This window comes from Gottfriedia sp. NPDC056225 (assembly GCF_042267765.1).
Classification (GTDB): Bacteria; Bacillota; Bacilli; order Bacillales; family Bacillaceae_G; genus Gottfriedia.
In genome coordinates, this window is record NZ_JBHJTJ010000045.1 from 1 (window position 1) to 20,063 (window position 20,063).

The 20,063-nt window shown below is 33.3% G+C and carries 20 protein-coding genes and 1 riboswitch; of the genes, 16 read left to right on the plus strand and 4 right to left on the minus strand.

The genetic code is table 11. From position 1 onward, the window contains the following. Positions 1 to 381: 381 nt before the first annotated feature. The gene (locus tag ACFCYN_RS20690; RefSeq protein WP_172446669.1) at positions 382 to 1,269 is read left to right on the plus strand and encodes a TVP38/TMEM64 family protein; all 888 of its coding nucleotides are present in this window, start codon (positions 382 to 384) and stop codon (positions 1,267 to 1,269) included. Between the two features lie 109 nt (positions 1,270 to 1,378). On the opposite strand, the gene ACFCYN_RS20695 is transcribed toward ACFCYN_RS20690, so the two are convergent. Together ACFCYN_RS20695 and ACFCYN_RS20700 are read right to left on the minus strand one after the other, a co-directional pair. Beyond that, the gene (locus tag ACFCYN_RS20695) at positions 1,379 to 1,690 is read right to left on the minus strand and encodes a magnetosome magnetite crystal formation protein family (protein ID WP_172446670.1); all 312 of its coding nucleotides are present in this window, start codon (positions 1,688 to 1,690) and stop codon (positions 1,379 to 1,381) included. Positions 1,691 to 1,802: 112 nt separating this feature from the next. Next, the gene (locus tag ACFCYN_RS20700; RefSeq protein ID WP_375951472.1) at positions 1,803 to 2,447 is read right to left on the minus strand and encodes a TVP38/TMEM64 family protein; all 645 of its coding nucleotides are present in this window, start codon (positions 2,445 to 2,447) and stop codon (positions 1,803 to 1,805) included. A 175-nt stretch (positions 2,448 to 2,622) separates the two neighbouring features. Here ACFCYN_RS20700 and ACFCYN_RS20705 point away from each other — a divergent pair, with 175 nt between their 5' ends. From ACFCYN_RS20705 to ACFCYN_RS20720, 4 genes are all read left to right on the plus strand, one after another. Then, on the plus strand, positions 2,623 to 3,009 hold the full coding sequence (locus ACFCYN_RS20705; protein WP_172446672.1) for a DoxX family protein: 387 nt from the start codon (positions 2,623 to 2,625) through the stop codon (positions 3,007 to 3,009). A gap of 197 nt (positions 3,010 to 3,206) precedes the next feature. Next, entirely contained in the window at positions 3,207 to 3,329 is a 123-nt protein-coding gene (locus tag ACFCYN_RS20710; RefSeq protein WP_375951474.1) for a hypothetical protein, read from the plus strand. A 71-nt stretch (positions 3,330 to 3,400) separates the two neighbouring features. Beyond that, positions 3,401 to 3,868, plus strand: a complete 468-nt coding sequence (locus ACFCYN_RS20715; protein ID WP_375951476.1) for a DinB family protein — start codon at positions 3,401 to 3,403, stop codon at positions 3,866 to 3,868. Positions 3,869 to 3,999: 131 nt separating this feature from the next. Then, positions 4,000 to 4,656, plus strand: a complete 657-nt coding sequence (locus ACFCYN_RS20720; RefSeq protein WP_375951477.1) for a VC0807 family protein — start codon at positions 4,000 to 4,002, stop codon at positions 4,654 to 4,656. Between the two features lie 80 nt (positions 4,657 to 4,736). On the opposite strand, the gene ACFCYN_RS20725 is transcribed toward ACFCYN_RS20720, so the two are convergent. Next, entirely contained in the window at positions 4,737 to 5,642 is a 906-nt protein-coding gene (locus ACFCYN_RS20725; RefSeq protein WP_375951479.1) for a cation diffusion facilitator family transporter, read from the minus strand. A 307-nt stretch (positions 5,643 to 5,949) separates the two neighbouring features. Then, positions 5,950 to 6,123, plus strand: a riboswitch (Lysine riboswitch). Between the two features lie 135 nt (positions 6,124 to 6,258). Between ACFCYN_RS20725 and lysA the strand changes: the two genes are divergently transcribed. Both lysA and ACFCYN_RS20735 read left to right on the plus strand, forming a co-directional pair. After that, on the plus strand, positions 6,259 to 7,581 hold the full coding sequence (gene lysA / locus ACFCYN_RS20730) for a diaminopimelate decarboxylase (protein ID WP_375951481.1): 1,323 nt from the start codon (positions 6,259 to 6,261) through the stop codon (positions 7,579 to 7,581). Between the two features lie 192 nt (positions 7,582 to 7,773). Beyond that, the gene (locus tag ACFCYN_RS20735) at positions 7,774 to 8,988 is read left to right on the plus strand and encodes a coiled-coil domain-containing protein (RefSeq protein WP_375951482.1); all 1,215 of its coding nucleotides are present in this window, start codon (positions 7,774 to 7,776) and stop codon (positions 8,986 to 8,988) included. Between the two features lie 79 nt (positions 8,989 to 9,067). Here ACFCYN_RS20735 and mscL read toward each other — a convergent pair whose 3' ends face one another. Further along, a complete protein-coding gene (mscL, locus tag ACFCYN_RS20740; RefSeq protein WP_172446678.1) occupies positions 9,068 to 9,469 on the minus strand; it encodes a large conductance mechanosensitive channel protein MscL in 402 nt (133 codons plus the stop codon). 152 nt (positions 9,470 to 9,621) lie between these two features. Between mscL and msrA the strand changes: the two genes are divergently transcribed. The 9 genes from msrA to ACFCYN_RS20785 all read left to right on the plus strand — a co-directional run bounded on the left by msrA (position 9,622) and on the right by ACFCYN_RS20785 (position 20,053). Further along, positions 9,622 to 10,569, plus strand: coding sequence for a peptide-methionine (S)-S-oxide reductase MsrA (gene msrA, locus ACFCYN_RS20745; RefSeq protein WP_172446679.1), 948 nt, complete (start codon positions 9,622 to 9,624; stop codon positions 10,567 to 10,569). A gap of 242 nt (positions 10,570 to 10,811) precedes the next feature. Next, entirely contained in the window at positions 10,812 to 11,039 is a 228-nt protein-coding gene (locus tag ACFCYN_RS20750; protein ID WP_098120397.1) for a hypothetical protein, read from the plus strand. 162 nt (positions 11,040 to 11,201) lie between these two features. After that, on the plus strand, positions 11,202 to 12,476 hold the full coding sequence (locus ACFCYN_RS20755; RefSeq protein WP_375951485.1) for an MDR family MFS transporter: 1,275 nt from the start codon (positions 11,202 to 11,204) through the stop codon (positions 12,474 to 12,476). A gap of 226 nt (positions 12,477 to 12,702) precedes the next feature. Next, on the plus strand, positions 12,703 to 13,803 hold the full coding sequence (locus ACFCYN_RS20760; RefSeq protein WP_172447759.1) for a D-alanine--D-alanine ligase: 1,101 nt from the start codon (positions 12,703 to 12,705) through the stop codon (positions 13,801 to 13,803). Positions 13,804 to 13,915: 112 nt separating this feature from the next. Beyond that, positions 13,916 to 15,295, plus strand: coding sequence for a UDP-N-acetylmuramoyl-tripeptide--D-alanyl-D-alanine ligase (locus ACFCYN_RS20765; protein ID WP_375951487.1), 1,380 nt, complete (start codon positions 13,916 to 13,918; stop codon positions 15,293 to 15,295). 406 nt (positions 15,296 to 15,701) lie between these two features. Continuing rightward, a complete protein-coding gene (cshA, locus tag ACFCYN_RS20770) occupies positions 15,702 to 17,252 on the plus strand; it encodes a degradosome RNA helicase CshA (protein ID WP_172446682.1) in 1,551 nt (516 codons plus the stop codon). Between the two features lie 126 nt (positions 17,253 to 17,378). Beyond that, entirely contained in the window at positions 17,379 to 18,344 is a 966-nt protein-coding gene (gene uvsE / locus ACFCYN_RS20775) for a UV DNA damage repair endonuclease UvsE (RefSeq protein WP_375951500.1), read from the plus strand. Positions 18,345 to 18,365: 21 nt separating this feature from the next. After that, on the plus strand, positions 18,366 to 18,719 hold the full coding sequence (gene acpS / locus ACFCYN_RS20780) for a holo-ACP synthase (RefSeq protein ID WP_172446683.1): 354 nt from the start codon (positions 18,366 to 18,368) through the stop codon (positions 18,717 to 18,719). Between the two features lie 314 nt (positions 18,720 to 19,033). After that, positions 19,034 to 20,053: a LolA family protein gene (locus ACFCYN_RS20785; protein WP_172446684.1), complete on the plus strand. Its 1,020-nt coding sequence runs from the start codon at positions 19,034 to 19,036 to the stop codon at positions 20,051 to 20,053. The last annotated feature ends 10 nt before the right edge of the window (positions 20,054 to 20,063 follow it).

Consider the following 20,063-nt stretch of genomic DNA (forward strand, 5'->3'; position numbering starts at 1 on the left):
CCTTTTAAAGGCATAATAAATCCCCCTATAGTAGATTACCTATCCATTATAAGGGATAGGCTTTTTCCCGTGTCTACTATAAAGGGATAATATCATTTTTACAGTCTTTTTCTGTACCATTTTTTCGTAATTAGCTCGCAGAAGAATAAAGAAATAAACAATTATTTACCTAACGCCAGACCTTAAAGGACATTTTAGATGAAAGGTCGAATATTCGATAATAACAATATTTAATAAATAGAAACAGCCTCATGTTGTAAGACTTAAGACTGATATAGACTAATGCTAAAGTGCGTTTTAAACTGTAAACCAATTAATTACTATTAAGATAGTTAATAAAAATTACTGGAAAACGGTCGAGCAGTAGAGGAGTTGATTACGGTGAGGAAAGAAGCAAAAAAGTTCAACACTATGAAGGAACTTTCATTACACATAGTGATTGCTACAATATCAATCTTAATATTGATTATCTGTTTACCTACTGTTGTCATGGTCTATAAAGTATCATTTGTTTTTGCAATAATGGGAACTTTATTATTGGATTTTTATCTTGTTGTATCGAATCATAAAAACCCTTTAAAATTCACGAAAATCGTACTGATTTGCTTACTTTTAGGTATATCCGCTGTAGGAATCATATTCTATATCAGCAAATTTTTAGTAATCGTAAATTCATATGGGATTGAGCGAATATTAACCGATCATATTACAACTGCAAAATTATTATTTTTCTTAATTTGTTTATTTCAACCAATCATTTTGCCATTACCAGAAGCGATTACGATTCCGGCAGGTAGTGCTGTAATAGGTGCTTTTTCTGGAGCGGCTATTGGGTTCTTAGGTTCAACTTTAGGTATTGTCATTATGTACTTTTTAGCAAGAATAGGTGGATATAAACTAGTCTCAAAATTGGTAAAAGAAAAACACCTAAAAAAATATCAAGAATATGTATTAAAAAATGAAACAATTATTTTAACGCTAATGTTTATCGTTCCGATTTTGCCAGATGAAATTATTTGCGTAGGGGCCGGCATTAGCAAAGTATCCTTGAAAAAGTTCATTGTAATTGCTGCGATTTCAAAATTAATTACGTCTTCACTATTATCCTACTCAGTTTATTTAGCGAAAGTTTTCTCGCTAACAACTTCGCAAATAGCTTTAATGGGCTCCATTTTATTAGCTTGTATCTTATCTTTATCATTCATTATTAAGAGATTAATTAAGCGAGCAAATTCAAAAGAAGCTTATGTTGCTTCGCAAGGTGAATAATAAAAAGGCAATGTAACGGTAAACGATACATTGCCTTTTTTTATAACTATTGTCGAAATTGAAAATTTCCTGAGAAATAATGTAGAAAATATGACGAATTACATTTTAATCATCCAATTAAAACTTTAATACCTTGAACAATATTCCATATAAATACGACTAAATTAACAATGCATACTAATATAAATCCGCCAATAATAGTATAGCTTACTCCATCGCCCATTGTATTAAACGTAAAAATGGAGATCGCCCCTAAAATGATAATTGTTAGAAAGGGGAGTATATGTGAAAAAAGTGCTCGTTTAGAATGGGACTTTATTTGTTGATCTTTGGCTACAAAATAAACGATGATTGGCAATAAAAAAGGCGCGAAAAAAATACTAAAATAACATAATGAGGACAAAATCTTATTTGTTTCCATTTATTTACCTCAATTTCTTAAAAAATTTTAATTAATCTTAGTATAGTTTAATTTATATATAAAAATCGATTAATTTATTAACAATTTTTATATATAAATTTGCTTTAATTGATTAGGCAGAAAAATGAGTATCCTTTTTCTGTCTCTTTTTAAAGGAAATATAAATGTAAAACAACAATAGGATTGTAGCAGTAATACAGATTGTAGTCCATGGCGAGCCTAACAAGAAGTTCCCATATAAAGTATAAAGAACTGCGATTGGAATATTACCGGCAAACACAATTGCGATATAAGACAAATATTTCATATTAGTAGAAGCTGCAATAAAGCATGCACCGTCTGTTGGAGCTAGAGGAGTTGCAACTGTTAAAAATAAGTATTTCTTTCGATTAGAAATAATTTCTTTAAATAGAGAAGGATATTTATTCTCCATGAACTGCTGAATCGTGTCACTTAAAATAGTTCTACTTAATAAGTAAATAATAGATTCAGTAATCGCCATACCAACTAATGATAAGAGTATGGTCTCATACGGATGAAAAAATAAACTGCCTACTACTATTAATACTGAGCTAGGAATAAATAGGAAAATTCTGGCGCAGAAAATAGCAACAAATAATAGCATCGGATTGATGGAGGAATTCGTAATAAAATGTTTTATATCGTCCAATGAGAGATGAAATAAATGATATCGAATGGCAAGTAGTAGCATTAAAATCCAAAAGCCGATAACGATGAGTGGAACGACTTTTTTCATGATTTATGCTCTCCTTTATAGTAGAAAATCTTCAGTTATATTATTCTATTCGCCAATTACTAGAAAACTGATTCATTTTTAAAAATTAATAATAAAGGGCATAAAAGTGTCAAAAATTGAATAAAAATTTAATAAGCAATAAATATCTCAATTTAAAGAGAAATGAGGTAGAGATATGCTTGATGATGGTCTATTAATTATTCGACTTGTTTTAGGAATTATTTTACTAGGTCATGGCGTTCAGAAAGTATTTGGCTGGTTTGGCGGTTACGGTATAAAAGGTACTGGACAGTGGCTAGAGTCAATTGGAATTAAACCTGGAGCATTCTTTGCTTTTATTACTGGAGTTGCAGAAATCGTAGGAGGATTCTTTGTAGCGGCTGGTGTATATACAGAAGTTGGAGCATGGTTAATTATTGTAGTTATGGCAGTAGCAGTATTGAAAGTACATTTAAAGAATGGATTTTGGAATAGTTCGAACGGTTTTGAATTTAATCTGCTAATTATAGCAGCAGCTGTTGGGTTACTACTGACAGGTCCAGGGTCACTAGTATTATTTTAGATTCGGAAACTTATGGGATGTCTCATTTATTGAGGCTCCTTTTTTTGTTTGTATATACGAACAAATTATGTGCTTTGTTTATAAAGCTGTTAAGTTTGTGCATAAACAAGTGATTTTCGTTCATAAAGTGCTAACTTTTGTGCATAAACAGGAGTCCTTTGTTCATAAAGAGGATTGATCAATATAAGAGGACTTGTGTGAGTAGAAAAAATTATCGAAATGGACGAACACTTTGTGAACACGGCTTAAATATTGTTAGAATGCGTCTTATTATCGCCAAAACAAGTTTTAATCGTGAAATGACCAGACCAAATATGTGACTAACAATTTTTAAATTCCCTCATTCGTGATACGATAAGTTTAATAATGATAACCATACGGAGGGATTAAGATGGCAGATTCTATTTTTGAACAGCTTAAGTTTACAAGATTTTATACTTTAAAAATTCTTAAATCAGTTTCAAATGATGTTGTTGGTGTAGTGCCAACTGGATTTAATAATAATATTCATTGGAATGCTGGTCATATATTAGGGGCATATGAGCAATTACTTTATGCAAATACTGGTGATACCGGCAAATTATCAAGAGAATTCATCGATTCTTTTAAGGGTGGAACTAAACCAAGTGACTGGCAGGAGACCCCTCCATCATATGAGGAAATTATTCGATTGTTAGAAGAGCAAACTGAGCAATTGATTTCTACATACGAAGGCCGTTTAGATGAAGTGATTGAAAAAGAGATAAAACTTGGTAATTTTGAAATTAAAACTATTCGAGATATGCTAAGCTTTAATATCTTTCATGAAGGTTTACATGCGGGCTTAGTAAATGGTTTAAAGAGAACACTTGGACAGTAAGTAAATTCGTTAATTTTGTTTCTATAAAAATCTAAGAGGTTGTGCTCTTAGATTTTTTTGTTATAATCATGTGTAACTATTATAAAAATGGTGGTCTGAAAATTAAGTCATTTTAAAACGAGGTTATTTAAATGAAAAAAGAAAGTAATTTAATTATTTATGATCTAATTTTGTATTTAGTATTTCCACTTGTTTTATATAAGGTTTTACAACATTATTTTAGCGATTATTGGGCAATGCTTTTACCGACAGTTCCAGGGATTTTATATACATTATTTCGTTTTTGGTATACAAAACAGTTTAATGTAACTGGTATTTTTATTATTTCAACTTTAACTGCTAGCACTGCTGTTGATTTAATGGCTTTAGGTTCTGCCAAAAACTTAATTCTGTATAATGTGTATTATCACTTTGCACTTGTTGGAGTATTTTTGGTTTTATTGGCTTTGAAAAAGCCATTACCATATTACTTTATGATTGATATTGCAGCAATTCAGGGACAAGATCGTGAAGAAAGTAAGGAATTGTTTAAAAATCCATCACTATTTAAGGTGTTTCAATATTTGTTTATAGCATGGATTATTAAAGATATAGCCTTTGCTTTTGGACAATGGTGGATGGTCGATACGTACGGATTAAAAGCATATTACTCACGCACGATTATCTTTACAGTTGGAGGATATGTTTTTGGCATCATTATGGCAATTGGTTATGCAATTGTAACAATGAGAGCTCAAAAACTAAAAGGGGATGACCCTGAGCAAACTTCTGATGAAATTATTATTTAATGATATGAAGAAAAACCACAAGGAATTTTCCTTGTGGTTTTATTCGTTTTATCCTTGCCCTTCAATTAATTTCGAATTCATTACAATTTCTGCATTTCTCCTGCATTTAAGATATCAAGTTTTTGTATTCTTTCATTTTCAGGCTCAACGTGAATTAATATTTTTGGATCGACTAGCACATTTTTTATTTCATCTTCAATTTTGTCACATAATATATGTGCTTCTTCAATGCTCATGTCTGATGGTAATACTAGGTGGAAGTCAATATGTTCCTCGGCACCAGAGCGTCTCGTGCGTAAGTCATGGTACTCAATAAACTGTGATTTAAATGTATTTAATACTTTTACGATTTGATCTAATTCATCAGAAGAAAGGCCAGTATCAAGCAATGGAGTAAACGATTTACGTCCAAGTTCAATCGATTCCTTCATTATATAAATGGCTATTCCAATACCAATTAATGCATCAAGAAATTCCCATCCAGTAAGACTAACCAATATTAAACTTACTGCAACCCCTAGAGATGAATAGACATCTGTTAATAAATGCAAAGCGTTAGATTGCATAGCTACAGAATGAGTTTCATTTCCTACTTTTTGAACAATTTTTCCGACTCTCCAATTGATTAATGCTCCAATTAACATGACGACTACACCGATCATAGGTAACTTAATAGGAGAAGGATGTAGAAGTTTTTCGACAGATTCAATGATAATCCAAATACCTGCTACAAATATTAAGATTGTTTCAACCGTACCCGAAATATTTTCAAATTTACCATGCCCATAAGGATGATCCTCATCAGGAGGCCTGTTTGAAATTTTTACAGAGAAAAATGCAATTACTGAAGCAACTAAATCCAATAATGAGTGGATTGCTTCCGAGATGATTGCTACGGAACCAGTAAAAATTCCTACTATTAATTTTAATAAAACGATGATTGTGTTACTGCATATTGAAAGTGCTGCTATTTTGCTTGAACGCAATCTATTCACCCCTGTCCAATTTTTTCTACTTAAGTTAAGAGTTTTGTAATAAGGCAACAAAAAAGAAAAACCACTAACAATTTGTTAGTGGTTTGTTTTTTTTATATTTAATTTGTTTTTATTGAAATGATTTTTCATTTTAATTCACCTTTTCACTCGCATAAAACATATTCTATAATACAGATACTATTTTGAAAAGAAAAAGCTGCGTGTGCAATTGAAATATAAATCGACAAGATTTTTCAAAAAATGGTTTGACATCTATTTTTAGACTGTGTTATACATAGACTAATATAAAAAATAACAGTCTATTCGTAGAGGTTGCATTGTGTATAAGTATCATTTTAGAGAACTGTGGGTTCGATGACAAAATGAGAAAGGATCCAATGCCGAAGAAATAAATTGCCACACATTTTATTTCTGGGACTACATTGAATAAATGTGGTACTGTCACATGTGTTTGTGAAGAGCTATTGAAGAGATGTGATTGGCTAAGTCCTTTTTTTAAAGCGATAGGCACATGAACATATCCTTCATGTGTCTTTTTTAATACACTAATACATTGAAGGAAGCTTCTTAGAATAATCTTACATTTGGATTTGAAGGGAGAATATGAATGTATTTACATGGTAATAGTCGAATTAATAATGGAGGACATCTAGAAATTGGAGGTTGTGATACTGTAGAATTAGCTAAAAATTACGGTACACCTCTATATATTTATGATGAAGCATTAATTGAATCAAAATGTAGGGAATTCCTTGAAGCTCTAAAAGATACAGGAATGAAATATCAAGTTGCATACGCGAGTAAAGCATTTCTATGTGTTGAACAAGCCCGTTTAATTGAAAGAGAAGGATTATGTTTAGACGTTGTATCTGGTGGAGAACTTTATACAGCGTTGCAAGCAGGCTATCCAGCGGAGAAAATTCATTTTCATGGAAACAACAAGACAATTGAAGAAATCGAAGAAGCATTAAATGCAAAAATCGGTTGTTTCGTTGTTGATAACTTCTTTGAATTAGAAGTACTACAAGCGTTAGCTGAGCAACGTGGTGAAGAGGTTTCAATTTTATTACGTGTTACCCCAGGTGTAGAAGCACACACACATGAATATGTTATGACAGGACAAGAGGATTCTAAATTTGGATTCGACATCATGTCTGGGCAAGCTAACGAAGCAGTTGAAGTTTCATTAAATTCAAGTAATCTTAAATTATTAGGAATACATTCACATATAGGATCACAAATTTTTGAGCCAGATGGATTTGTTCATGCAATCAATGTATTAATGAGCTTTTTAAATGGCCTTAAAAATGATTTAGGCTTTACAGCTGAAATATTAAATGTAGGTGGGGGCTTTGGAATTCGTTATACTTCCGAAGATGAGCCTTTAGCTGTTGCAAAACATATTGACACAATTACCACGATTATTAAACAACAATGTGAAGAGCTAGATTATAAACTACCAGAGCTATGGTTAGAGCCAGGACGTAGTATAGTTGGTGAAGCAGGAACAACGCTTTATACGATTGGCTCAACAAAAACATTACCTTCAATTCGTAAATATGTATCTGTTGACGGAGGGATGACTGATAATATCCGTCCAGCTCTTTACGGATCAAAATACGAAGCAATGCTTGCAAATCGAGCAAATGATGAAAATAAAGAAGTTGTCTCTATTGCAGGCAAATGTTGCGAAAGTGGCGACATGCTTATTTGGGATTGCAAATTACCAGTTGTAGAAAACAATGATCTATTAGCTATGTCATGTACTGGTGCTTATGGTTACTCTATGGCTAATAACTACAACCGTATCCGTCGCCCAGCAGTAGTTTTCGTAAAAGATGGTATGTCAAGAGAAGTAGTACGCCGTGAAACATATGAAGATTTAGTGAGAAATGACAGAGTTTATGTTGAAAACTCTTCTATTAGATAAATAACAGATTGATAAAACACTTTCATTATAAATGGAAGTGTTTTATTTCGTTTTCCTCAATAAATTGTGATAATTTATCGACATATAAAGACATATTTATCATTTATATTACAATATTGTAACAATTGCGACTCTCTTCGTGAATCTATGGTATAAATACTTAGGTAGATTAGCGAGAGGAGAGACGCTGTAATGTTAAGAAAAAAACTGGCAGTGCTAGCAATTGCAAGTACAATAGTATTATCATTAGCGCCAAATGCTTCAGTGTTAGCTGATAGCAAAGTAGAAACAAAGCAAGCTGAAGTAGATAAGTTCCAATCACAATTTAAAAAATTAAGCAGCGAAGTAAAGAAGATAGATGCTCAAATTAAAACAACTAAGAATAATATAGATGCAAAAAAAGCAGAAATCACTGAGACAGAGAAACTTATCAATGATAAAAAAGCTAGAATTACATATTTGCAAGATCGAATTGAAAAACGTAATGAGGTATTAGAACAACGTTTAGTTGCTATGCAAAAGCAACCAAAAGTAAATCTTGTGACCGACGTCTTATTTAACTCTGATGGAATTGTAGATTTCTTTAACAGAGTAAATTCAATTTCAACATTGTTTAATGCTGACGAAAACATCATTAAAGAACAACAATCAGAACAAGACGAAGTTAAAAAAGAAAAACAACTTGTTGATGAGAAAAAAGCAACGCTTGTAGCAGCAAAAGAAGATTTAGTTGCACAACAAAGCGATCTTTCTAAAGCGCAAGCTGAAAAACAAAAATCATTAGATACTGCAGAAGCTAACTTGAAGTTGGCTGTTAAAGAACTAGAAAATGCAAAAGAAGATGAAAGAGTTCAACGTCTTGAGCAACAATCTCTAGAACTAGCGGCATTATCAAGTGATGATGAGGATGATAGTGACAATAGTCAAGCGACTAACACTAGTTCAAACTCTTCTAGCTCAGACTCAAAATCAGACTCAAGCTCACATTCAAAATCTGATTCTAATTCTGGATCAAATGCTGGACCATCAGATGATGGTGGATCAGTTGCAACAGGCAATGGAATTGTAGATTTTGCTCTTCAATATCAAGGTGTTCCTTATGTATTTGGTGGAACTTCTCCAAGTGGATTCGATTGCAGTGGATTCATCTGGTACGTATATTCACATAATGGATATGGCATCTCTCGTGGTAATGTAAAAACATATTGGAGTAGAGCGACAAAAGTAAGCTCTCCACAACCTGGTGACCTAGTATTCTTACAAAATACTTATATTAATGGTCCTTCACATATGGGTATTTACATTGGTGGAAATAAAATGGTTCATGCTGGAAGCAGCGGAATCAGCATTATCAGCTTAAGTAATAGCTGGGTTCGCTCTCACTTCTTAGGCTACGGAAAATTCTAATAGTTTATTAACCTCGTATTATATTTAGTATGGTACGAGGTTTTTTATTTTCTCTTAAAATATAAAAAAGATATAAGCTTTAGCTTATATCTTTTTGGTTTTTAACTTGTACTTTTAATAAATCACGTATTTCAATAAGTAAGGCTTCTTCTTTAGTAGGAACGACAGGTTTAGCTTCCTCTATTTCTTTCTTTCTAAATGATAGTCTATTAATTAATCGAACGAAGAAAAATACCGAAATCGAAATGATTAGGAAATCAACGACAGTTTGGATAAAGGAACCGTATTTAATTTGAGTTTTACCATACGTATACATAAGTGTTGAAAAATCAATTCCACCTGAGGCTAATCCAATTATTGGCATCATAATATCTCCAACCAAAGATGACACAATTTTACCAAAAGCTCCACCAATAATTACCCCAACCGCTAAATCAAGTACATTCCCTTTTAGAGCAAACTTCTTAAATTCTTCAAACATATTACTTTCCTCCTGTGTAATTATCGTATAAGTTTACATACAATTATTGATTCTTTCAAGTTAGGAATTAGCCTTTTTAAGCAAAAATATTTATATCGACTTATATATATGGTAAATACTAATTAATGACAATTATTAGGAGGAGTTAAGGTATGGGGACAGAATTGGCTACATTTGCTGGTGGATGTTTTTGGTGTATGGTTAAACCGTTTGACCAACAGGACGGAATTATAAAGGTTGTATCAGGATATACAGGTGGGGAAAAAGAAAATCCAACATATGAAGAAGTATGCACTCATTTAACAGGTCATTACGAAGCAGTTCAAATTACATTTGATCCTGATGTATATCCGTATGAAAAACTATTAGACTTATTTTGGCAACAAATTGATCCGACTGATGTAGGTGGGCAATTCGGTGATCGAGGTAGTTCATATAAAACGGCAATCTTTTATCATAATGAAACTCAAAAAGAACAAGCGATTGCTTCAAAAGAAAAACTTGAAAAAAGCGGTGTTTTCAAAAATTCAATTGTGACAGAAATATTACCTGCAAAACCATTTTATGAAGCAGAAGAATACCATCAGCATTATTATAAGAAGCATCCGATTCGTTACCAACTATACTTTAAAGGGTCTGGCCGCCAAAAGTTTTTAAAGGAGCAATGGAAAACTGGTCAAGAAGAGTTAAAGCAAAAGCTCACACCAATTCAGTATGCTGTTACACAAGAAGATGCAACTGAACCTCCGTTTAGAAACGAGTTCTGGAATCATAAAGAGAAGGGGATCTATGTTGATATCGTATCTGGAATTCCTTTGTTTAGTTCTTTAGACAAATTTGATTCTGGTTGTGGATGGCCAAGTTTTACAAGACCTATATTAAAAGGTGAAGTTGAAGAGAAGAAGGACTACAGCCATGGAATGATGCGTATTGAAGTAAGAAGTGCTGAATCTGATTCACATTTAGGTCATGTTTTCGATGATGGACCTGGACCTGAGGGACTTCGTTACTGCATAAACTCAGCTGCATTAAGATTTGTTCCATATGAAAAAATGGACGAAGAAGGTTTTGGTAATTACAAGAGTATCTTTCTGAAATAAAACAATAAGAAATGAGCTATGAACCGGGATGTAAATCATCTTGGTTTTTTCTTTATTAAAAATGTGAAGCTTAATTTATAACCTAATTATTACTTTCTTAATCTCGTCTCAAATATTACCTAAAAAGTTTTCTGAAAATATTTACAATTGCGAAATAAATGTGTTAATATAAAAGTGTCACAAAGTTGTCACAAATTAGGTATTGCAATTCGCAAAAAAGTAGAAACAGGAGGTCAATCATAATGAAGCAAACTGATCATGAAATCGTTGAAACATATACTCAATATTCTGGTATTGCCTTTTTTATAGGTCTTATTCTATTTTTATTATATTTCACTGGAAGCGGTTTCTTACATACAGGCGTGAGCCTAACAGTGAGCATAGTATTGATGGGATCTTGTTCAACCTTATTTTTATTAGGTACTTTTTTGGGATTGATGTTCTCAATTTCTTCAAAAGAACAAGCTTAGGATAATAAAAAAGAGTGGGTGTTCAATGACAAGAGTCATTTTGAGCACCCTTTTGTTTTGAGTTTGGCTAATCGATCTATGAAGAAACTTAACATAATTTAACATTCATCCTATATGTTTAAATATTGTAGTTTCGATGCACTAGGAGGTGTTTTTAAAAGGATGACATTTTTTAAAAAGTTAAAAGGTATGGATCGTAATGTATGGATTCGAGTTATTGGAGAAACGATTACGAGTAGTGCGATGATGATGCTTATGCCATTTTTTGCACTTTATTTAGAAGGTAAAGTCGATTCAATGCTAAAGGTAGGATTTATCATGTCGATTTCACCTATAGCTTCTTTATTCGGTTCGATGGCTGGAGGTAGGCTGGCAGATTTATATGGCCGGAAACGGATGATGGTCTTTTCAACGTTTGGAACATCTCTCATTTTAGTTTCGTTTGCTTTAGTAGAAAGCTATACGTCATTTTTAATTTTATCAATTTTACTAGGTATTAGTAACTCTTTTTTTAGTCCGGCAGCTTCTGCAATGGTAGCCGATGTAACTGAACCAGAAAAAAGAACTGAAGCCTATGGACTATTAAGAGTTGGGAGTAATGTAGGTACTGTCATAGGTCCATTATTAGGAAGTTCAGTTGTATATTTTTCAAAAGATAGTTTATTTTTTATTGCGGCAACAGCTTTAGGACTGTATAGTATTGCTCAATTAATTCTATTAAAAGAGACACTCCCTGCAGAAAAGAAGAGTGTTAAAGAAAATCAAGACAAAACAACAATTCCGTTTAAAAAGGTTCTGAACATTATTAGTTCTGATAAATTATTGCTTTTTTATGTAGCAACAGGTGTCATAATATCAATGGGATTTTCGCAAATTGAAGGAATGCTACCACTTTATTTTAAACAAAGCTTTAAGCCTCATTTCGGTGAATGGAATCCTTTTCCTTTTTTAATGTCACTTAATGGATTGCTAGTAGTCCTTTTTCAATTTCCTATTTCAAGTTATTTATCGAATCGTTCAATTGGAAAAACGATGTTCTATGGTACTATCTTATTTGGATTAGGTATTTTATCGATTGGTTTTGCACCGCCATTATTTCTTTTCGTTGGATTAGGAAAATTGATGATTCTATTTCTATTGGCAATAATCTTCATTTACTACACGTTTGGAGAAATGGTCATGTCGCCAGTTCAAATGACATTTGTGGCGAATATAGCACCTGAAGAATTAAGGGCAACTTATATGGCTGTTGGTAGTATGAAATATACGATTGGTGGGTTTCTTGGACCTTTATTAGGAGGCTATTTGTTTGATTTAAAGTTAGGGATTTGGCTTTTTATCATTCTTGGAACAGGAGTAGTAATTTCGGGAGTAATGTATCGTTCACTAGATGAAAAGGTAGCAATAAGAGATAATCAACAAGGCATAGCTCAATAAAGTGTTATATGTTTCGAAATACAAGTGACTTCGAATCGTCTCTAGTTAAGGTTTTTAGATTTTGCCACTGGTATAGCGCAATACGCTATACTTTTTTAGTGTTAAAAAATCACAAAAAGACTATCGTTGCATATGTTGTAAAGAAAAATAGGTTTCTACCCATAAAAGCTTATACACTTTTGTATAAAGTGGTACAATAGGGAGAGCAAAAAATAGTAGGGGGAACATCATGAAGATTAAGTTAGGATTATTATATGGCGGTAAATCTGCTGAACACAAAGTATCATTACAAACAGCTTTTGCCGTTATTTCTGCTTTAGATCACACAAAATTTGATGTGTATCCAATTTATATAACAGAACAAGGTGAATGGTTACAAGGTAAACAAATTGAAGGGAAAGTAGAAAGCGTTGCAGCTCTAAAATTCTCAAATGAAGATCAACAAGTAAGTGAAATCGCTCCTGTCGCGTTAACTTCATCAATTATTCCTGCAGCTTCAAATCAAGATTCAACTGGACCAGTTGACGTTATTTTCCCATTATTACATGGACCAAATGGTGAAGATGGAACAGTTCAAGGATTACTTGAACTATTAAATATTCCTTACGTTGGTAACGGTGTATTAGCTTCAGCGGCTGGTATGGACAAAGTAATAATGAAAAACTTATTTGCTCAAGCTGGAATTCCTCAAGCTAAATATGTTCATTTCTTAAAAACAGAGTGGAAAGCAAATGCAGAAACTTGCTACGAAGAAGTAGAGAAAGAATTAGGTTATCCTGTATTTGTTAAACCAGCTAACTTAGGTTCTAGTGTTGGTATTACAAAAGCTAAGAACCGTGAAGCATTAATCGCTTCATTTGAAGAAGCATTCCAGTTTGACCGTAAAATAATTATTGAAGAAAACATTGTTGGGCGTGAAATTGAAATTGCCGTATTAGGTAATGATCAAGTTGAATGTTCAGTTGTCGGTGAAATCAAACCGTCGGTAGAGTTTTATGACTACGCTGCAAAGTATGAGAGTAGTGATACGGGTCTAATTATTCCAGCTCCAGTTGAGACTGAGACATATGAAAAAATTAAACATTTTGCAGAAGTTGCATTCAAAGCAATTGATGGTTCTGGTTTAACTCGTGCTGATTTCTTTGTAACAGAAGATGGTGGCGTATTAATGAATGAAGTTAATACAATGCCTGGTTTTACACCATTTAGTATGTACCCGCAATTATGGCAGGCTACAGGTGTAACTTACCCAAAATTAATTGAAAAATTAATTGACCTAGCAATCGAACGTTACGAGCAAAAACAACAAATTAAATATAATATTTAACAATTGAAAACACTATTCATGGTTGAATAGTGTTTCAGTTTGTTGGTAGTCTAAAAATCTGATTTTCAGACTGTTTTCATATGGATGCTATATAGAAGAGGAGTCGGTGACAATGTCAATCGTACGTACTTTATCTCAAATCGTTAATATGATTCCTGGAAGTGAATTAAAAGGAGAAGATTTAACGATTGATGGAGTTTCTACAGATTCACGTGTAGATTTAACTGGAAAATTATTCATCCCAATTATTGGTGAAAAATTCGATGCGCATCAATTTTTACCTCAAGCGATTGAAAATGGTGCTAGCGCAGTACTTTGCTCAAGAACATTTTCTGATGTACCGTCAAACGCTTCTGTTATTTTAGTCGATGACACATTAGAAGCCCTACAAAAACTTGCTAAATCTTATTTAAAAGAGTGGAATGGTAAAGTAGTGGGAATTACTGGTAGTAATGGGAAGACTTCCACAAAAGATATTTTAACAAGCATTCTTTCAGCAAAATACAAAGTACATAAAACACAAGGAAACTTTAATAATCATATTGGACTTCCGTTAACTGTATTAGCGATGGCTGAGGATACAGAAGTTGCTGTGTTGGAAATGGGTATGAGTAATTTTGGTGAAATTGAGTTTTTATCTAATTTAGCTGAGCCAGATGCGGCAATTATTACAAATATCGGTGAGTCTCATATGCAAGAGCTAGGCTCAAGAGCTGGTATTGCAAAGGCGAAGCTTGAAATCGCTAGTGGATTATCAAAAAGTGGATTACTTGTAATTAATGGTGATGAACCGTTATTAATCGAAGGTACAAAAGACAAAAGTTCAATCTATACAATTGAAACATTCGGTTTTAGTGAAAGTAATGATGTATATCCAACGTTTATTGAAATGAACGAAGCTGGAAGTGAATTCGAAATAAATAAAGCTCAAGAAGTTCGTTTCAAATTGGCTGTACTAGGCAAACATAATATTAGTAATACATTGGCAGCCATTGCAGTTGCTAGAAAACTTTCATTAACTTGGAATGAAATTAACGCTGGTATGCAGAATTTAGAAATGACAAAAATGCGTATGGAGCTTTTAAAAAGTGAAAATGGGCTAACAGTTATTAATGATGCTTATAATGCTAGTGTTACATCAATGAAAGCTGCTCTTTTATTTGCATCAGAATTAAAAGGATTTAACCGTAAGTTTGTAGTATTTGGCGACATGTTGGAACTAGGTGATCAAGAAATTGCCTTCCATGAAGAAATTGGTGAAGAAGTTGTAAATCTTCATTTTGACTTTTTATACACTTTTGGACCATTAAGTAAGTTTGCAGCAACTTCAGCATTCGAACAAATGGATTCTTCGAAAGTAAAAAGTTTTGATGACAAAAACGAATTAATTGAAGACTTAAAACAACAAGTCCAACCAAATGACCTAGTGTTAGTAAAAGCTTCTAGAGGTATGAAGTTAGAGGAAGTTGTAAATGTGTTACTGCAGGAGTAATATTATGAATGGAAGTATGAGCTAGGAAGTACAGAAGTTAATTCTTTAAAGTCTTTTCCTATACGCTTAACCATGTCCAATTTCTAAATGAAATCTTTATTTGCATAATTTAACATATGAAAACTATTCGTAATATAGCAAGTAAAAAGGCTGAAAACCATGGGTTTTAGTGAGGATTTAACGTTTTTGGGGGTAAAGAAGAAGTTTCGAAGGTCAAATTGTTAGAATATAACTTCATTTGCTTTTTGGATGGATTGTCCGTATAATGGGTAGATATTGTTTCCTTTTCATGATACTTCGGACTATTGTTTTCCACTAAAAACGAACCTTCCATATGAACAGTCACGAAACATATAATATTTTAAATTTTTATAGATCAATTGAGATACAAAGGAGATTAACCAAATTGACAACATTTCAAGAATTAGGATTAAGTAGTAAAATCCTGTTTGCGATTGAAAAATTAGGCTTCGAGGAAGCTACACCAATTCAAGCGCAGACTATTCCATTAGCAAAACAAGGCCATGATGTAATTGGTCAAGCGCAAACTGGTACTGGTAAAACAGCCGCTTTCGGTATTCCATTACTAGAAAAAATTGATGTAGATAGTAGCAATGTCCAAGGACTTGTTATCGCTCCTACGCGAGAGCTAGCTATTCAAGTTGGCGAAGAATTACACAAAATCGGTATGAATAAAGGTGTTAAAATCCTTCCGATTTACGGTGGACAAGATATTAATCGTCAAATGCGTTCATTAAAAAAATTCCCACATATTATTGTAGGAACTCCTGGTCGTATTCAAGACCATATTAACCGTCGTACAATTCGCCTAAACAATGTAAATACAGTTGTTTTAGATGAAGCGGATGAAATGTTAAACATGGGATTCATTGAAGATATTGAAGCGATCTTAAAAGAAGTTCCAGAAAACAAACAAACACTTCTTTTCTCTGCTACAATGCCAGATCCAATTCGTCGCATTGCAGAAACTTTCATGACGAATCCACAAATTGTAAAAGTAAAAGCAAAAGAAGTTACAATGCCTAACATTGAACAACATTTTATTGAAGTTCAAGAAAAGAAAAAATTTGACGTTCTTACACGTTTATTAGATATTCAAACACCAGAATTAGCAATTATTTTTGGTCGTACAAAACGTCGTGTTGATGAATTATCAGAAGCATTAAACTTACGTGGTTATGCTGCAGAAGGTATTCATGGTGATTTATCACAAGCAAAACGTGAGCAAGTACTTCGTAAATTTAAATCTGGTTCAATTGATGTTTTAGTTGCAACTGATGTAGCGGCTCGTGGATTAGATATTTCTGGCGTTACACATGTATACAACTTTGATATTCCACAAGATCCTGAGAGCTATGTTCACCGAATTGGACGTACTGGTCGTGCTGGAAAATCAGGTATAGCGATGTTATTTATTACTCCTCGTGAGTTTAATCAATTAAAAAATATCGAACGTACAACTAAGCGTCGTATGGAACGTATGACTGCACCTACATTAGACGAAGCAATTGAAAGCCAACAACGTATCATTGCAGAGAAATTAACTTCGACTATGGAAAGTGATAATTTAGCGTTCTACAAACGTATTGCAGAAGAATTACTTGAAGAGCATGATTCTGTAAGTGTTGTAGCTGCAGCTTTAAAAATGTTAACAAAAGAGCCAAATGAAACACCAATTCGTTTAACTGATGAGCCACCAATGGTCAAACGTGACCGTGGCGGACGCGGTGGAAACGGCGGAAACGGTGGCGGCGGATACCGTCGTGGAGAAAATAGACGTGGCGGTGGAGATGGACGTCGTAGCGATAATCGTCGTGGAGATGGACGTCGTGGAGACCGAGATAACCGTGGCGGAAGTTTCCGTAACAAACGTAGCGAAGGTCCTCGTGATAACAACCGTGGTGGACAACGTAAACCACAAGACAGCAGTAAATAAGTAATTAGTTAAGGTACATGGTAAAATCCATGTACCTTTTTGTTTGTAATTTTATTCTCTTCTGTATGTGTGAATTTGGACAGATTCCATACACTAATTAAAAAACATATGAGAGTTGGAATGAAAATGCTTGTAAGACTTGGGTATGTTGCAATGAGTATGAACTTACAAAATGCTTCACCTTCAAAAACTATGACGGTTACACAGTTTTTAAAGCAAAAGGATAAAGAAGCAGCTATTCGTAAGTTAGAACAAATTGCTAATACAAATATTAACAACTGCTTAAGATTGCTAAAGCATAATAAGGGGCATGATATATCATTCTTTCGCCTGAGTAGTAAATTGATTCCTTTAGCGAATCATGAAGAAGTAGCGGATTGGAATTACATAAAGCCATTAAAGGAAGGTTTGCTTGAGTTAGGTAAATTTGCGATTGCTAATGAGATGAGAATTGATTTTCATCCAGATCATTTTGTTATTTTAAACTCTACAGATGAAGACATATTAAAAACATCTCTTAAAACCTTGAAAATGCACTATCAGTTATTAAAAGGGATGAGAATTAACCCTGAACAAAGATGTGTATTACATATTGGTGGAGGATATGAAGATAAAGAAAAATCACTCGAACAACTAATCGAAAACTTCAGCTTAGTTCCAGCGTCCATTCAGAAAATGTTAATGTTTGAGAATGATGATACTACTTTTACATTTGAAGAAACGTTATACGCTTGTGAAAAATTAGGTGTGCCCCTTGTGTTTGACTATCATCATCACTTAGTCAATCATGAAAATGAAGACTGGGTAAAAAATTGGGGTAATGCTGTTAATACGTGGAGAGATTCCAGTTTACCAATGAAAATGCATATATCAAGCCCTAGAGATGAGAGAGATATCCGCGCTCATGCCGATTTTGTAGATGCAAATCTGTTTATTACGTTTTTAAATGAAATATATGGCTCAGTTGATCAAATTGATTGTATGATTGAAGCAAAACAAAAAGATAATGCACTCTTTCAATTAATGGATGATATGAAAGAACATCCTTCAGTTGAGGTTATTAATGGTGCAAGCTTTTATTTTAAACCGTAGTACTTAGAAAGTAGGGGAAATATGATTGTAGGTATTGGGTTGGATTTAGTAGAAATCGAAAGAATGAAAGAAATTATTATTTCGCAGCCACGTTTTTCTAAAAGGATTCTGACTGAAGCAGAATATGGAATATACGAAAACTTATCAGAGCGTAGAAAATTAGAATTTTTGTCAGGCAGATTCGCAGCAAAAGAGGCTTGCTCAAAAGCATTTGGAACTGGCATTGGAAAAGAGCTAGGGTTTCAAGATATTGAAATTTTAAACGATGAGAAAGGTAAGCCTGTATTAACTGTTGATTTACCATTTATACCGTTTTTATCGATTACGCATACTGAACATTATGCTGCTGCTCAAGTGGTTTTACAGCAAATCTAATCAGTTTTCAAGCAGTCACTCTTCTATGGAGTGACTGTTCTTTTTATGCACCGAAGAAGAAAAATCCCAATAACTACAGCACTTTTTTCGCTATTTGGCTCGTTTTCTTTAAAAATATTTTAATTTAGCTTGTCATGCTAGTCTGCATATTTTAAAGCTTGACCTCATATAGTTTTATGAGGATATGAGAAGCAAGGTTGCAACGTGCATGAATAAATCAAGATTAAACTTCTAAGCTACTCGCGCACATTTATTCAATTGCCTTTGCATGAGATTCTCTTTTTTTACAATAGAGGAACAAAGGAGCTGGGGAAATGAAGAAAAAGCTTGTAGCGATGCTTTTGACTGTCATGTTAGTACTATCATTAGCTGCATGTGGAACGAAATCGAAAGATGATGTAGTAGGTTCTCTTAGCAATCAGATTGAAAAAATGAATGGTTATAAGGCGGATGCAACATTGACAATTAATAATGGCAACGATCCACAAAAGTATGAAGTTGTCATTTGGCACAAAAAGCCTTCTTACTATCGTGTACAATTAAAAAATGCTAAGAGTGATCAAAATCAAATTATTTTAAGAAACAAAGAAGGTGTATTCGTTTTAACACCAGCATTAAATAAAAGCTATCGCTTCCAAAGTGATTGGCCATCAAACAGCAGTCAGCCATACTTACCGGAATCATTGGTTAATGACCTAGTACAGGATAAAAATGCAACATTTAAAACAACTAAAGAAGGCTATGTTTTTGAAACGAAAACAAATTATACAAATAGACAATTGCTCCCAACACAAGAAATTACATTTAATAAAAAAGGTTTAACACCTGAATCGGTAAAATTATTAGATACAGATAAAAATGTAGTGTTGGACGTTAAATTTGATAAAGTAGAATACAATGCTAAGTTTGATAGCGACGCATTTGATGTGAAGAAAAATATGACAAGCGCTCGTTTAAGTGTACCTACATCAACTAATCCAGAAAATGATCCTAATTTATTAGTTACACTTTACCCGAATTATTTGATGAATGGTGTAGTGCTTGATGACCAACAAGAAGTAAATACTAATACTGGTGTTCAAGTTATCCTTTCATATAAAGGTGATAAAAAATCGTTTACTTTAATTGAGCAAAAAGCGAAGATTACAGAGTCTGGTACAACAATGGAAATCACTGGTGAACCAGTTGATTTAGGAAAAACCGTAGGGGCACTATCAGATAAGATGATCACATGGTCATATGGCGGAACAGACTTTACGATTGTTTCTAAAAACTTAACTCAAAGCGAATTAATTCAAGTTGCTCAATCAGTCGGAGATACAGGCACAAAATAATATTTTTTCC

Bases quoted from the DNA above. Each gene is read 5' to 3' on its own strand.
- lysA (WP_375951481.1), top strand. From the start codon at position 6,259: ATGTATTTACATGGTAATAGTCGAATTAATAATGGAGGACATCTAGAA.
- ACFCYN_RS20750 (WP_098120397.1), top strand. From the start codon at position 10,812: ATGAAGCAAACTGATCATGAAATCGTTGAAACATATACTCAATATTCT.
- ACFCYN_RS20785 (WP_172446684.1), top strand. From the start codon at position 19,034: ATGAAGAAAAAGCTTGTAGCGATGCTTTTGACTGTCATGTTAGTACTA.
- mscL (WP_172446678.1), bottom strand. From the start codon at position 9,469: ATGTTTGAAGAATTTAAGAAGTTTGCTCTAAAAGGGAATGTACTTGAT.
- ACFCYN_RS20720 (WP_375951477.1), top strand. From the start codon at position 4,000: ATGAAAAAAGAAAGTAATTTAATTATTTATGATCTAATTTTGTATTTA.
- ACFCYN_RS20755 (WP_375951485.1), top strand. From the start codon at position 11,202: ATGACATTTTTTAAAAAGTTAAAAGGTATGGATCGTAATGTATGGATT.
- msrA (WP_172446679.1), top strand. From the start codon at position 9,622: ATGGGGACAGAATTGGCTACATTTGCTGGTGGATGTTTTTGGTGTATG.
- ACFCYN_RS20700 (WP_375951472.1), bottom strand. From the start codon at position 2,447: ATGAAAAAAGTCGTTCCACTCATCGTTATCGGCTTTTGGATTTTAATG.
- ACFCYN_RS20765 (WP_375951487.1), top strand. From the start codon at position 13,916: ATGTCAATCGTACGTACTTTATCTCAAATCGTTAATATGATTCCTGGA.
- ACFCYN_RS20705 (WP_172446672.1), top strand. From the start codon at position 2,623: ATGCTTGATGATGGTCTATTAATTATTCGACTTGTTTTAGGAATTATT.
- uvsE (WP_375951500.1), top strand. From the start codon at position 17,379: ATGCTTGTAAGACTTGGGTATGTTGCAATGAGTATGAACTTACAAAAT.
- acpS (WP_172446683.1), top strand. From the start codon at position 18,366: ATGATTGTAGGTATTGGGTTGGATTTAGTAGAAATCGAAAGAATGAAA.
- ACFCYN_RS20695 (WP_172446670.1), bottom strand. From the start codon at position 1,690: ATGGAAACAAATAAGATTTTGTCCTCATTATGTTATTTTAGTATTTTT.
- ACFCYN_RS20715 (WP_375951476.1), top strand. From the start codon at position 3,401: ATGGCAGATTCTATTTTTGAACAGCTTAAGTTTACAAGATTTTATACT.
- ACFCYN_RS20735 (WP_375951482.1), top strand. From the start codon at position 7,774: ATGTTAAGAAAAAAACTGGCAGTGCTAGCAATTGCAAGTACAATAGTA.